Below are 14,244 nucleotides of genomic sequence, written 5' to 3' on the forward strand. Positions count from 1 at the left end.
CCTACTTTTAAATCTATGAAACATTTTACTAGGAATCAAGTCTATGCCTATCTAAAGGAGACATCTAAAACGGGCCTTGCGATAGTTGCAAGACCCGTTCTTTACCAATCCTATTTTTCTCTCTTAATAATTTCAAGTGTTTCATCGAATTCACGTTCAACCTCTTTATTCGGCTTATAAGTTAGTAAACTAACAACAACAGCAACAACCAAACATAATAAGAAGCCTGGAACAATTTCATAAAGATATTTGGAAAGATCAGAGGTTCCCCAAATAAATACAGTAACTGCCCCCACAATCATACCCCACATCGCACCTGTTCCTGTTATTTTTCTCCAGTATAGGGCTAGCAGAATAATCGGACCGAAGGAAGCCCCAAAACCTGCCCAGGCAAAGGATACAAGACCAAGAATCGTATCATTTTGCTGCCAAGCAAAGATCATCGCAATACCTGAAACAAGTAATACAGCTAACCTCCCAAGATTAACAAGCTGCTTTTCACTTGCATCTGATTTAAATACAGCCTTATAAATATCCTCAACTAATGCCGAAGAGGTTACGAGTAATTGCGAAGACACCGTACTCATAATCGCTGCTAATACGGCTGCAAGCATGATTCCGGCAATAAACGGATGGAAGATAATTTGACCTAATTGGATAAAAACTGCTTCAGGGTTCGCTAATGTAATGTCAGGATTTTGCTGAAAGTATGCGACCCCTACTAAAGCAGTAGCAGCTGCGCCAGCTAAGGAAAGAAACATCCAGCCAATTCCAATGCGTCTTGCTTTTTTCGTTTCTTTTACGGATTGGATTGCCATAAACCGTACAATGATATGCGGCTGTCCAAAATAACCTAATCCCCATGCTAAGGACGAGATAACACCAGTAGCTGTTGCGGTAGCAAAGAAGCTAAGCAGCGTTGGATCAAATTCCTGAATTGTACTTATCGTATCACCAATTCCACCAGTTAGAAAAACACCGAAAATCGGGACAAGGACAAGTGCAAGAAACATCATCGTTCCCTGTACTACATCCGTAAAGCTTACCGCAAGAAAACCACCAATAAATGTATAGGCAATGGTTACACCTGCAACAACGAGTAGACCCATATGATAGTTATAACCAAATGAGCTTTCAAAGAAAACTCCACCTGCAACCATCCCTGACGAAACGTAAAATGTAAAATAAACTAAAATAATAATACCAGACACAATTCGTAATATCTTTGAATTGTCTTTCAAGCGATTATCAAAAAAGCTTGGAATGGTAATCGAATTATTTGAAACCTGCGTATACACACGAAGCCGTGGTGCAACAAAAATCCAGTTTAACCAAGCACCAAGAAGTAAACCAATCGCTATCCAACCTTCCACTAGCCCTGAAAGATAAATAGCACCAGGAAGTCCCATCAATAGCCATTGTGACATATCCGAAGCCCCAGCACTTAGTGCCGACACCGTGGCATTCAGATTCCTTCCCCCAAGCATGTAATCATCTAAGTTCGTTGTTCTACGGTATGCATAAACTCCAATTGCTATCATTACAACTAAATAAAGTATAATTGCAAGTAACTGATATGTATAATCAGTCATGTAATTCCCCCTTTGATTGAGTATCATTCATTTTAATGGTATTATAACGCAATTTCGCAGACTTCTTTGCGTTTTTTAGAATTATCGCATAAAAATGTGGATAAAACCATGCTTATTCATACGAAATTTCCTCATCCCTTCATGAATAAAGCAGAAAAAAAATCCATCTTTTTCTACTTATTTTGAAAAAGATCCTCTTGTTTACGCAACCTTTTTATTTTTGCGCTTTCTCCATAACACAAGCAAAGAGAAGGCTGCTGCCCCAGTAATAATTGGTGATTTTTTCAATTTATTATTCTTCGTATAAAAAACATCCTTCATAACGAGATTCATATTTTGCGGTCGCTCTGCTAATCGGCGCATGAAATAGCCGAACCAATCCGTCCCAAAGGGAATATACGTACAAAACTTATATCCTTCCTGCCTGAGATCATCATGCATTTCTGTCCGAAATCCGTAAAGCATTTGAAATTCAAACGTATCCTTACTTATATTATTCTCTTTTACAAACGCTTTCATTTCGTTGATGATTCGATGATCATGCGTAGCAATCGAGGTAAAAGCATCTCCTAGTAAGCGCTCCTTCGTAAGTTTGATAAAATTTGCGTCAATATCTTCCTTTGATTGAAAAGCTACCTCATCACTTTCTTTGTATGCACCTTTTACCATTCGAATACGGACATCCTTCAGGTCTTTAAGGTCTTCCTCTGCTCGATATAAATACGTTTGAATAACTGTTCCAATGTTTTTAAATCGTTTTCGTAATACCTTTAGAATATCAAGTGATTTTTCATAATGTTTATATTTTTCCATATCAATATTAATAAAAATATCGTAAGCAGCTGCTTTCTCCAAGATCTCAGTCATATTTTCAATACAAAAACCTTGGTCAATATCAAGTCCTAGTTGGGTCAGCTTCAATGAAACATGACAATCCAAACGCTCCTCATGAATTTTATCCAGCATTTGAATAATTTCGTTTTTGGCAACAAGTGCCTCTCCTCGATCAGATATGAATTCCCCTAAATTATCTAATGTACAGGAGAGACCCCGTCCATTCTGTTCTTTAACCGTTTCAACAACACTATCGATATCAATACCAGCAACGAACTTTTCTGCTCCAAGCCGAAATCCCCATTTTTTCGCATTTGCATTTAAAACCTTATTATTTGATAAACCAATGAAAAAATCTCTTGTTAGGTTTCCCATAGCTGTAACCCCTTTTTTAAATAAATTGTATACTTACCTTGCTCGAATCGGCTAATTGCCGTCTTTAACATTTCAACTCAGTCAAAAACTTGCGGCAAGCTGTTAGCCTGCCGCACCGATCTATTAAAATGTTTCTGATACAATTTTAGCCTCAAGGAAATGCTGCAAGTAGTCTGGCCCGCCTGCTTTGGAATCCGTTCCAGACATTTTGAATCCACCAAACGGCTGATACCCAACAATTGCTGCCGTACATCCACGATTGAAATAAAGATTACCAACATGGAATTCATAACGTGCTCGATTCAAATGTTCACGATTATTTGATATAACAGCACCAGTTAAGCCGTATTCAGTGTTGTTCGCAATTTCAAGCATTTCATCAAAATCTGCTGCTCTTGTAAAGGCAACAACAGGTCCGAAAATTTCTTCCTGCATGATTCTAGCTTTTGGACCCACATCCTTGAAAATAGTTGGATGAATAAAGAACCCTTGCGAATCATCGGTTCCACCACCGTAAGCAAGCTCACCCTCCGCCTTTCCGATTTCAATGTAATCTTTAATCTTATCAAACTGTTTTTGATTCACAACGGGACCCATATATACATTTTCTTCAGATGGGTTGCCAACGGTTAGTTTCTTGGTCAACTCAATCGATTTTTCAAGTACTGCATCATATACATCCTGATGAATAACGGCTCTCGAACAAGCAGAACATTTTTGACCTGAGAATCCAAAAGCGGAATTAACAATTGCATCTGCAGCTAACTCTAAGTCTGCGTCTTTATCCACAATAATCGTGTCTTTTCCGCCCATCTCGGCAATAACACGTTTTAGAAATTGTTGCCCATCCTGTACTTTGGCAGCACGTTCGTAAATTCGTGTTCCTGTTTGACGAGAACCGGTAAAGTTTATAAAATGTGTTTCTTTATGGTCTACAAGATAGTCACCGATTTCTGCTGGATCACCTGGTATAAAGTTTAAGACGCCCTTCGGTAAGCCAGCTTCCTCTAATACTTCTACTAGTTTATAAGCAATGACAGGAGTGTTTTCAGATGGTTTTAGCAGCACTGGATTTCCAGCTACAATCGGTGCTGCAACGGTTCCACAAACAATTGCAAAAGCAAAGTTCCATGGTGGGATAACAACTCCAGGTCCCATAGGTTGATAGAAATACGCGTTATGCTCATTTGGACGATCTGCTAAGGGCTTTCCTTTCCCTAGCTCAATCATTTGGCGACCATAATATTCCAAGAAGTCGATTCCTTCTGCAGTATCTCCATCTGCCTGATCCCAAGGCTTTCCAGCATCGAGTACAAGCCATGCGGAGAATTCATGCTTACGTCGGCGTACAATTGCTGCAGCCCGGAATAATAAATCTGCTCGTTCCTCAGCTGTCCACGTTTTCCATGTTTTAAAAGCATGATTCGCACTATCCATCGCCTGATCAACGTGACCCTTCGTCGCTTTCGACACTTTTCCTATCACCTGTTCTTTGTTACCGGGGTTTATGGAAATAAGCTTATCGTCCGTAAAAATTTTCTCCCCATTAATTACCAGTGGGTAATCTTTCCCTAACTCACCCTTAACCTGCTCTAATGCTACTTCAAATTCCTGACGATTCCTCTCATCCTTAAAATCTGTAAATGGCTCATGTTTAAATGGCAAAACCATTGAATTAACCTCCTTGAAAATAAGTAGTATTCAGCTAGAATAGTAGCGTTATTTCTTTCATAACTCTACGCTTCACTTATAACTAGCAAATATCATGCCAACTTTTTATTTTTTTAAAGCTTCAAAACGTAATCGCTTACATAAGAAGGGTTTATTTTTTTCTTTTTGTTGAAACGTGTATAAAAAACGATGAGCATTATTGTACACTCTGTTTACATAAGTGTAAAAAATATATACAATATTCTTTACACTAGAAAGGATATGGGGTAATCCGATGTTTCATGAAAAGTTTTATCTTGATACAATACTATCATTGGAAGATGATGCAATTACAATTATTGATACCAATCAACAAGTCCTTTTTTGGAATGATGCAGCTGTCCAAACGTATAATATTGAACAATCAACTATCCTCCATCAATCTATTACTAACTATTTTCATAGTGATGACTTAATCGTCTTACAAGTACTCGCATCCAAGGAACCTGTAAAAAATACCTACCATCAGCCACGAAAGGATAAGCATGTCGTAATTAATGCTGCTCCAGTATACAATGAAAAGCAGGAGCTTGTCGGTGCTGCGTCCATTGAAAGAGATATCACGCAAATCGTCAAGCTGAATAACAACCTTGAAACAACTGCTGCTGAACTGAATGAACTGAGGCAACGAGTGAATATGAACCATGAGGAAACGCCATTTTCAAAATTAGAAGGAAAGAGCTTCCCACTTCAACAGACCATTCAAATTGCTAGAAAGGCCGCTAAAACAAATGCAACAACCCTTATTCTTGGCGAAAGTGGAACCGGAAAAGAAATATGTGCCCGAGCCATTCACGAAGCAAGCGATCGAAAGAGTGGCCCATTTGTTCCAGTAAACTGCGGAGCTATCCCGAGTGCATTATTTGAAAGTGAACTATTAGGCTATGAAGGTGGATCATTTACTGGGGCAGAGAAGAACGGAAAAGCAGGAAAAATTGAAATGGCAGATGGTGGGACGTTGTTTCTCGATGAGGTTGGCGAGCTTCCTTTAGAGATGCAAGTAAAGCTGCTTCGAGTACTACAGGAAAACCGGATTTATCGAATTGGCGATTCTGCCGGCAGAAAAGTAGATGTACGATTTGTCGCAGCAACGAACCAAAACCTAGGACAACTGATGCAAGAAAAGGAATTCAGATCGGATTTATTTTACCGGTTAAATGTCATTCAGCTAACCATGCCGCCGCTCCGCGAGCGGGTTGATGATATTCCTCAGCTGACCCAATTATTTCTGAAACAATTCGCTATCCAACACCAAGTCCCAACTCCTGAAATCGAACAGGATGCACTTCACGTGTTACTCGATTACGACTGGCCAGGAAATGTACGAGAACTAAGAAACTTCATGGAACGAATTGTGATTCTTTCGGAAAAGCCATTTATTACGAAGCAGGATGTATTACATTACTTTCCTAATCCTACATTACAACGAAACCGCAAAGAAATAGTGACGAATAATTTGTTGCCACAGGAAAAAGCAGCGATGGAAAAGCAACGCATTGAAGAAATGCTTCAGCAAACGAATGGAAACAAATCACTTACCGCTAAGCAATTAGGTATCTCCAGGATGACGCTTTATAATAAAATTAAAAAATATGGGATTTGAATGATTGTGAAGTTCGTATATGTAACACGCTTGAAGATATATAAAACAGATTTGATTTTTGCTCGGCTATCTATTTGTAAAATCAAAAAATGCCACAGCGTGTTCGCATACACTTTCTGTGGCATTTTATACATTATCAAGGAGTGTTACATTTCTCCAATATCGAATTTCCCTTCCGTTCACTGTTAAACCAGGCTTCCCACTTTATACAAATGCATTTAAAAACATACTAACAGTCATTTTCCAATTCATTGTTTGATCGTTTTTATTAAACGTTCGTTTTCCATAGGTTTCATTTTTAATTTCTTCGATCCGATCATACGCAATACTTTTGTAAATAGCAATATCCATATGCACGATTCCTTCCTCCCTTATGTTGTCTATATCATTCATCATACAACTGGGAAGACTTCTGGTCGTCGGCTTAGGGCCTGAAATTCGGTAACAATTATTTCCTACCTTAGATTCAGAACAGCTGCACCTTAGGTCTGATAACATGTTCTGTATTTACTTGGCAGTAGGAACTTTTACAGGTACTGGGCCCCCGATTATACGAGAGCCACCTCATTCAATTTAGTCAACATCTCTGTTACCTCCTTTCTTAAAATCAATTGCTACATACTTATTAACGCATGAAAACAGCGGTACTAACAAGTGAAAGAATGATTATAATCGTTTTGTACAACGCTTTCGATACGTTATTTTTCAACATGAAAAAGCGTGAGGCTCCGTTTAGTAGCTTCACGCTTTTATAACATATATGAAAACACTTAATCATGTTTATTACGCATTTTATAAATGATTTTTCGAATGCTATCAATTGACAAATGAAACTTCCGCTCCAATTCTTCCAATGATTTTCCGCTATTGTATAATTGGAAAATTTCCTCATTCCGTTCAGCGATTAACGCTCTCGATCCACTCACTTCTCCCCAGCCTGCCCGCTTACTTTTTACTTTTGGGATATAAATTAAATCACCCTGAATATATTTCTGCATCTCTGCTAGCAAACTAGGGGGAAGGACCTCTTTTGCATTTTTGTATTGCACGATTTACGTCCTCCTTGTTAACATGTACATCTATATCAAAGTCAAACGTTAAATTGCTCATCTTACACCTACTCCTTTCCTTAAATTTAAAATTTTAATGACTTACTGCCTACTGAAAAGTATAAACGATCTTTCCGAATATGGAAAGATGCTAATTTTCTGAATGAATAACCCAAATAAATGGGGCCGCATCATACGGCCCCGGGTAGTGATTCCCGCTACGCGGAAATCACCTCAGTATTTGTGATCAATATAATCAGCCTCCTTTCACAAGAGTCTATCGGTCCGACACCTTTATTAACGCATACCTTCCATTCTCTTCACAAGAGAAAGAATAATTATAATTGTTTTATCCTTGGAGAAGCCTATAGACAAATCATATTTGTAAACCAATTTTAATTATAGGTTGACATTAAAACTTGAATCATCGTATAATCCAAATAATAAGAAACTTAGCAGCTATCATTACAATTTTATAAGGAGCTTTGTATCATGAATGAAAAAAGCAAGAGACTTCGAATTCTACTCAATTGTTCAATCTTTGCAGCGATAACAGCAATTTTAGCGCAGGTCGAAATCCCGCTGCCGCTAATTCCGATAAGCGGACAAACTCTAGCTGTCGGGATTGCCGCTACCGTTTTAGGCAGTCGTCAGGGCGCTTTAGCAATGGTATGCTATGCAGCTATTGGGGCAGTCGGACTTCCTGTTTTTGCAGGCTTTAGTGGCGGACCACAAGTATTAGTAGGTCCATCAGGGGGTTACATTTTCGGCTTCATTGCAGCCGCCTATATCACCGGATTAATTTTAGAAAAAACAAGGTTTACAATCCGTATGGCTCTCATCGCTAATATTGCAGGAATGTTTGTTACATTACTATTTGGAACAATCCAACTAAAAATCGTATTGGATTTGGGATGGAATGCAGCTTTAACTGCCGGGGTTTATCCATTTCTAGTCGTTGGATTTATCAAGGCATACTTAGCGAGTTGGATTGGAATCATAGTAAGACAACGATTAATTCAAGCGAAATTGATTACCGCTACACAGAAAGAAATTGCTTCCTAAATGGATGCCGAGGGACGATAGAAGGTTCGTCCCTCTTTTCTCTTTACAGATTTCCAATTAGATTATTAGTGAGATATATGTTCATGCATACACAATTATTTTCTTTTCCCACAAGCTCGATCATCCAATTTGCTGAAAGCATTTTTTCAAGCTGCTCCCCCTGATCCTCACTTATTCTCAACTGACTGAAACCATTTTCTTTTAGCTCATAATCACGATCTTCGATTATATCAAATTTCAACCGTAATAAATTTTTTAGACCATTGAATGTGACGAATTTTATGGAATACCCTTCACTCAAAACCTTTTGAAATTCCGCTTTGCCTAGCCTTTCTTCAAGCTGAATCAATTCATTAAAATCAAAGCTTGCATGAATAGTACGAAAGACTTCCACATTTTTTCTTTCTATATGTTGCATAATTTCCTGATTAGACACACCACTTTTTCGTAGTGTTTCAATTATGTAAGCATCCATTAACGAAATCTTGTTCACCATTTCCATTACCTCCTATGTATATTTCTGCTTTCCCTTCTCCATTACAAAGTAAGACTCCCATCTCATTATAACCTTTCGCCCATTTTTTCAAAAATTTATTGACAGTATATATTCCACCTGCTATGGTTATACACATGAGTATATAACCATAAGAGAGGATAACCAAAAGGAGGGTAGCCAATGAAACGTAATTTTGATGAGGATAAACCAATTTATATACAAGTACGAGAACAAATTGAAGATCAGATTATCAATCAGCAGTTGAAAGCGAATGACCAGGCACCTTCTACAAATCAGCTCGTTAATTACTATAAAATCAACCATGCGACAGTTTCTAAAGGAATAAACCAGCTTGTAGAAGAAGAAATACTATTTAAGAAAAGAGGTATCGGTATGTTTGTAGCTGAAGGAGCAAGAGAAAAACTGCTTGAAAAACGACGTAAGTCATTTATGGAGGACTATATCGTCACACTTGTTCAAGAAGCCAATAAATTAGAAATTACGACAGAGGACATCCTCACCTATATAAAAAAAGTGAAAGGAAGTGGAAAGTAATGCATATTAAAGCTACCAATCTTCATCTTGCTTATGGACGTGACTCGGTACTACACGACATGAATTTTGAAATAATCGAACCAAAAATCTATGGACTGCTTGGAAGAAATGGTGCAGGTAAAACATCGCTCCTCTCCATTATTGGTTCATTCCGCGAAGCTACTTCTGGCGATTTACGAATTAATGGTGTCGCCCCATTTGAAAATGCTCAGATTATGCAAGAGGTAACATTTATGTACAATAAGGATTTTACTGGTGAAACAGATTCCCCATCAAGTATCGTCAAATATCTTGGTCGCTACCGTCCACATTTTGATTTAGAATACGCGATGGAACTAATAAAGAAATTCAAATTAGCAGGTAAAAAATCAGTAGCCAAACTATCAAAAGGGAAGCAATCTGCATTTAATGTCGTTGTTGGATTAGCGAGTCGATCACCGATTACGATATTTGATGAGGTATATCTTGGAATGGATGCACCAGCTCGCGATTTATTTTATAAAGAACTATTAAAGGATCAAGAATTGCACCCACGAATCATCATTCTATCTACCCATCTTGTCTCTGAAATGGATTATTTATTTGATGAGGTAATGATTATTCATGAAGGAAGAATACTTCTCCAAGAACCCTACGATGCTATCGTTTCTCGTGGTGTAACTGTAGTCGGAAGCAAGGATTCTGTGGACAGATTTGCTGCAGACAAAGAAATACTTAACGAAGAGCAATTAGGAGACACAAGGTCTGTAACAATTTACGGTGAAATGAGTGAAGCAGATCGATTAGCTGCTTCAGAATTAGGGCTTACAATTGGTCCCGTATCACTCCAAGATCTATTTATCCAGCTTACAAAGGAGGAGGATGAACATGCATAGACCTAGTCTATTCCCCAAAGTTTCCTTGGATCTATTTTGGGTACAACTCACTTGGACGTTTTGGGCACTCGGTATTCATCTCGTCATTAATATAGGTAAAATTTTCCTCAGCGATCATGTGGATACGTTCTACAGCGCCAGCTATGTAGCAGGTAATATTTATATGCTCGTCATCGGTATTATTGCCATAAATTTTCTACCCTATTATGTAGAACATGGCATAACACGTAAAGATTATTTTCTTGGAAATGTGATTGCAAGTTTTGGCTTATCTATCGTTATTCCGATTCTCACCTATCTAATTAGCTTAATAGAAAAATTAATCGTTCATAATTTTTCTCAGATTGCATTAGCAGACCGTACGTTAGAGGATATTGTTATCGATATTGACGGGAATATTATTGGTGAGGTTCTTTTATCGTTCCTGCTAACACCATTTATTAATCCTGAATCTAATATTTTTCTTTCACTTGGCTTATTCAGCCTACATCTATTCGTATTTTATCTTGTAGGCTGGCTGATTAGTGCTGCATTTTATCGCATAAATGTTCTTTTCGGTATATTATTTATTGCTGTGGCAATTGCAATCATTGCTGTTAAGGATTCCATGATACGATTAGTGCTTGATATAGCCCTATTTGAAAATTTCTCAGCATTGGATATTGTACCAAATGGTTTGGCATGGCCGATCGTCGTCGTTACAATACTCCTAACAATTATGCTTATTCGTCTGTTAACCAAACGCGCTGCGATTAAAATATAAAGTGAAACTTCATACGGTGGGAATCCCTTCCTTCCCCACTGAATGTTAGCACCACAAGGGAGACACGCAGGCCCTTAAACAGACTCAGGAATTTATGGGCTGTTGTCCTCACTTTCACATGTTTTGATTTTCTCATGTATAGAAGTAGAGGAATTACAGCCCGTTAATGCGTGAAAAATATGAAAAAGCCGATGCTTTAAAAAGCAACGGCTTTTCTATTTCAAAACACTTAAGCTGGATCTTTCATGACTTTTTTCCGTAGCCAAGGCTGAGATTTCCAACGTCTATAGGCAAATATTCCACGTACCCATTCATCTACACCTTGTGCTAACCAGACTCCAAGCAGGCCTAGCCCAAGAGAAATTCCAAACACATAGCTTAGCACCACCGCAATCCCCCACATGGAAATAATCCCGATCACTACAGGGAATCGAACATCCCCTACCGATTTTAGTGAACCCATTAAAACCATATTCACAGCACGGCCTGGTTCAATAAATACGATTGCCCATAATACAGGAAGCGCAACAGCAATAATCATAGGATGCTCAGTAAATAACCCGAGTAGACTTTCTCCAGTAAATGCAATCGTAAAGGAGATTACTACCGAAACAAGAAAGGCAATCCGAAGTGTTTTTAATCCTCGTTTTAATGTTTTTTCATATTGCTTTGCTCCTACATAACGAGCGACTAATATTTGTGTCCCTTGTGAAATTGCCATCGTAAACATGAAACAAAACATCGAGATATTTAGAATATATACTCTAGCTGCTAAAGCCGCGTCCCCAACAATTGCTACAAAGCTTGTGATTACGACTTGCGACAATTGATAAGATAGCTGCTCTCCGGCTGATGGAATTCCAATACCCATTAATTTTTTTGTGTTCGTCTTATCGATCTTTAAAATATCAGTGATTCTGTAGCGAATCGCAAGGCGTTTATAAACGTAAAATAATAGCGCAAATACCAAAAATACCCTTGCAACAATTATCGAAATAGAAACCCCAACTACTCCTGTCACCGGAATTCCAAACAAACCATTAATTGCTATCAGGAAACCAATGATACTAATTAGATTCATCACGATCGTAACGAACATTGTTTCTCTTGTATGTCCATAACTACGTAACACTGCACTTAAAGCTAATGCAACTGCTTCTAAACAAAGCGAAAAGCCCGTAACAACTAAATAAGTATGAGCATAACTATAGACATCTCCGCTTAGACCATAAAAGTTTAAAAGGATTCCCCCAAAAATAGCTACAACAATCGTCATACCAATGCCAATCCAGAAGTTAAGTCCGAAAGCCGATCTCGCAATGCTGCGAGCCTCTTTAATACGGTTAGCACCTAAATTTTGACCGATTAGAATAGTTGCTCCAATCGCAGTTACGTTAAATACTAAAATAAATATATTCATTATCTGGTTGGCAACACCAACACCCGCAACAGCATTATCAGAGTACCCACTCAAAATTAATGTAGCAATAATACCCACGCTCATATGAAGGGATATTTCAATAAATAGTGGCCATGTGAGATTAAACAGTGACTGATCCTGGTATTTATTTTTTTCAACACTCAATTTTGCTCATTTCTCCTTCACGCTAAATTTCAGTCATTAGAAAACCTTGGCATTCGTTAAAGGGATTTTTACGAAAGCGTTCTTTGCTTTGTAAGAGCCCTTATACAATGAAGTGCAAGCCTTTAGGCGAATGCCTTAGTTGCACTTATGCAGATTGATAGTTTATACTTCGCTATCTGCCAAAATAAATTTCAACCAATTTAATAATGGTGCATGCTAATTAGAGTTATCTTCTCTATCTAGTTAAACGTCATTCAGTAGAGGTATTACAGTCCGTTAATGTGTGATAAACGCATTTCAAATTATATGAAAGAATGCAACATCCGCATTAAAAAAGACCGCCCGGAAGATCAAAAAAAGCACGATCTTCCGAGACAGCCTCATCTGCTATTAGATTGTTCTACTAGTATATTCCTTAAGGATAATTATTATTATTTAAAATGGACGATTAGAAAAGTATAACACAAATTTAAACTTATATCAAATTTTTATTAAAGCTTTCACCTAAATAAGTTGTATAACCGAATTTCCTACTTTTTCACATACAAACGCTTATTGTCTTCTATCCCACTTAAGCAAATTGCAGCAGGATCCTTTGTAATATCAAGCTCTAACGTCGAACCGTCTACCGGTAACGTTTCCTCAAATAATTTTTCGTACTCGGAAACAGTTACTTCGGTTCTTGACTCGAATAAATGCGTATGGTGGTTAACGTGGAGATGCTCACGATAATCTGGCTGTAAAATTCCAGTAAAGAACTCTCCTACAGCACCTGAACCATAGCTATATAAACCAACTCTTGACCCTGCTTCTAAGTCTTCATTAAGCTCAAGAAGCGAAAGCAGACTTAAGTATAGTGATCCCGTGTAAATGTTTCCAACGTTTCGGTTATATTGCGTACTTACTTGATAATTCGCTACTAATCTTTCTTTGTCTACCTCTGTACCTTCATCCAAAATCGTACGTAACGCTTTTAACCCCATCTTTGTATATGGCAAATGGTAACAAATTGCCTCAAAATCTTTCAACTCTAGACTTGATTTTGCTTTATATTGCTCCCAAACCTTTGAAAAGAATAATATGTATTGCTCATTGGAAAACTTTCCATCTACAAATGCTTTGTCTGAATATACCGGCCGCCAGAAATCCATAATATCGTTTGTTAGATAAGCACTATGCTCTTCAAGTACCATGATTTTTGGATTGGCGCTAATTACCATCGCAACTGCTCCAGCACCTTGCGTAGATTCACCAGCTGTATTGAGACCGTACCTAGCGATATCAGAACCTAATACCAATACTTTGCTTTCCGGATTTAATGCAATATGTCCTTTTGCCAACTGAATTCCAGCAGTTGCTCCGTAACATGCCTGCTTCATTTCAACTGTCCGTGCATGGGGGTTTATCCCAAGCAAATTATGTACATAGACCCCAGCGGATTTAGAGTTATCAATTCCTGATTCCGTACCAAAAATAACAAAATCAATTTTCTCCTTATCTGCCTCGGTTAAAATTCCAAGTGCAGCGTTCGCCGCCAACGTAACCGGGTCCTGTGTAATTGGCGCTATCGCCATTTTTTCCTGCCCAATTCCAATGGTAAACTTTTCAGGCTCTATGTCTCTTGCTACTGCTAATTTGTTCATGTCTACATATAAATGCGGTGTATAAAAACCTATCTTATCAATTCCTATATTCAATGCCCTGCTCCTTTACAACTACCCAAATTTTATATTGTACTTATT

The 14,244-nt window shown here is 38.0% G+C and carries 13 protein-coding genes; 5 read left to right on the top strand and 8 right to left on the bottom strand.

The features are described from left to right. Positions 1 to 110: 110 nt before the first annotated feature. The 3 genes from putP to pruA all read right to left on the bottom strand — a co-directional run bounded on the left by putP (position 111) and on the right by pruA (position 4,472). Positions 111 to 1,592: a sodium/proline symporter PutP gene (gene putP, locus F1560_RS16065; protein WP_149475661.1), complete on the bottom strand. Its 1,482-nt coding sequence runs from the start codon at positions 1,590 to 1,592 to the stop codon at positions 111 to 113. Between the two features lie 201 nt (positions 1,593 to 1,793). Next, positions 1,794 to 2,801, bottom strand: coding sequence for a proline dehydrogenase family protein (locus tag F1560_RS16070; RefSeq protein WP_149475662.1), 1,008 nt, complete (start codon positions 2,799 to 2,801; stop codon positions 1,794 to 1,796). 123 nt (positions 2,802 to 2,924) lie between these two features. Beyond that, the gene (gene pruA / locus F1560_RS16075) at positions 2,925 to 4,472 is read right to left on the bottom strand and encodes an L-glutamate gamma-semialdehyde dehydrogenase (protein ID WP_149475663.1); all 1,548 of its coding nucleotides are present in this window, start codon (positions 4,470 to 4,472) and stop codon (positions 2,925 to 2,927) included. A 274-nt stretch (positions 4,473 to 4,746) separates the two neighbouring features. Here pruA and F1560_RS16080 point away from each other — a divergent pair, with 274 nt between their 5' ends. Further along, on the top strand, positions 4,747 to 6,114 hold the full coding sequence (locus F1560_RS16080) for a sigma-54 interaction domain-containing protein (protein ID WP_149475664.1): 1,368 nt from the start codon (positions 4,747 to 4,749) through the stop codon (positions 6,112 to 6,114). Positions 6,115 to 6,318: 204 nt separating this feature from the next. On the opposite strand, the gene F1560_RS22200 is transcribed toward F1560_RS16080, so the two are convergent. Further along, positions 6,319 to 6,471, bottom strand: coding sequence for a hypothetical protein (locus F1560_RS22200; protein WP_187773751.1), 153 nt, complete (start codon positions 6,469 to 6,471; stop codon positions 6,319 to 6,321). Between the two features lie 413 nt (positions 6,472 to 6,884). Continuing rightward, complete coding sequence (locus F1560_RS16085) at positions 6,885 to 7,163, bottom strand: CD3324 family protein (protein WP_149475665.1); 279 nt, start codon at positions 7,161 to 7,163, stop codon at positions 6,885 to 6,887. Positions 7,164 to 7,655: 492 nt separating this feature from the next. On the opposite strand from F1560_RS16085, the gene F1560_RS16090 reads away from it, so the two are divergent. Next, a complete protein-coding gene (locus F1560_RS16090; RefSeq protein ID WP_149475666.1) occupies positions 7,656 to 8,228 on the top strand; it encodes a biotin transporter BioY in 573 nt (190 codons plus the stop codon). A 43-nt stretch (positions 8,229 to 8,271) separates the two neighbouring features. Here the strand turns inward: F1560_RS16090 and F1560_RS16095 are convergent, their stop codons facing one another. Further along, entirely contained in the window at positions 8,272 to 8,724 is a 453-nt protein-coding gene (locus F1560_RS16095; RefSeq protein WP_149475667.1) for a hypothetical protein, read from the bottom strand. Between the two features lie 180 nt (positions 8,725 to 8,904). Between F1560_RS16095 and F1560_RS16100 the strand changes: the two genes are divergently transcribed. Genes F1560_RS16100 through F1560_RS16110 form a run of 3 tightly spaced genes read left to right on the top strand, consistent with a single transcriptional unit; the run spans position 8,905 to position 10,917 of the window. Next, positions 8,905 to 9,279 (top strand): GntR family transcriptional regulator, encoded by a 375-nt coding sequence (locus tag F1560_RS16100; protein WP_149475668.1) that lies wholly within the window; start codon positions 8,905 to 8,907, stop codon positions 9,277 to 9,279. After that, complete coding sequence (locus tag F1560_RS16105; protein WP_149475669.1) at positions 9,279 to 10,154, top strand: ATP-binding cassette domain-containing protein; 876 nt, start codon at positions 9,279 to 9,281, stop codon at positions 10,152 to 10,154. The genes F1560_RS16100 and F1560_RS16105 overlap by 1 nt, the downstream gene beginning before the upstream one ends. After that, positions 10,147 to 10,917 carry a hypothetical protein gene (locus F1560_RS16110; protein WP_149475670.1) on the top strand — a complete coding sequence of 257 codons (771 nt, stop codon included), beginning with the start codon at positions 10,147 to 10,149 and terminating at the stop codon, positions 10,915 to 10,917. The genes F1560_RS16105 and F1560_RS16110 overlap by 8 nt, the downstream gene beginning before the upstream one ends. Positions 10,918 to 11,146: 229 nt before the next feature. Here the strand turns inward: F1560_RS16110 and F1560_RS16115 are convergent, their stop codons facing one another. Beyond that, positions 11,147 to 12,502: an MATE family efflux transporter gene (locus F1560_RS16115; RefSeq protein ID WP_149475671.1), complete on the bottom strand. Its 1,356-nt coding sequence runs from the start codon at positions 12,500 to 12,502 to the stop codon at positions 11,147 to 11,149. Positions 12,503 to 13,032: 530 nt separating this feature from the next. Then, entirely contained in the window at positions 13,033 to 14,199 is a 1,167-nt protein-coding gene (locus F1560_RS16120) for a hydroxymethylglutaryl-CoA synthase (protein ID WP_149475672.1), read from the bottom strand. Positions 14,200 to 14,244 lie beyond the last annotated feature (45 nt).

The organism is Oceanobacillus polygoni (assembly GCF_008304605.1).
GTDB lineage: Bacteria > Bacillota > Bacilli > Bacillales > Amphibacillaceae > Oceanobacillus > Oceanobacillus polygoni.

Bases quoted from the DNA above. Each gene is read 5' to 3' on its own strand.
- pruA (WP_149475663.1), bottom strand. From the start codon at position 4,472: ATGGTTTTGCCATTTAAACATGAGCCATTTACAGATTTTAAGGATGAG.
- F1560_RS16100 (WP_149475668.1), top strand. From the start codon at position 8,905: ATGAAACGTAATTTTGATGAGGATAAACCAATTTATATACAAGTACGA.
- putP (WP_149475661.1), bottom strand. From the start codon at position 1,592: ATGACTGATTATACATATCAGTTACTTGCAATTATACTTTATTTAGTT.
- F1560_RS16070 (WP_149475662.1), bottom strand. From the start codon at position 2,801: ATGGGAAACCTAACAAGAGATTTTTTCATTGGTTTATCAAATAATAAG.
- F1560_RS16110 (WP_149475670.1), top strand. From the start codon at position 10,147: ATGCATAGACCTAGTCTATTCCCCAAAGTTTCCTTGGATCTATTTTGG.
- F1560_RS16105 (WP_149475669.1), top strand. From the start codon at position 9,279: ATGCATATTAAAGCTACCAATCTTCATCTTGCTTATGGACGTGACTCG.
- F1560_RS16080 (WP_149475664.1), top strand. From the start codon at position 4,747: ATGTTTCATGAAAAGTTTTATCTTGATACAATACTATCATTGGAAGAT.
- F1560_RS16090 (WP_149475666.1), top strand. From the start codon at position 7,656: ATGAATGAAAAAAGCAAGAGACTTCGAATTCTACTCAATTGTTCAATC.
- F1560_RS16095 (WP_149475667.1), bottom strand. From the start codon at position 8,724: ATGGTGAACAAGATTTCGTTAATGGATGCTTACATAATTGAAACACTA.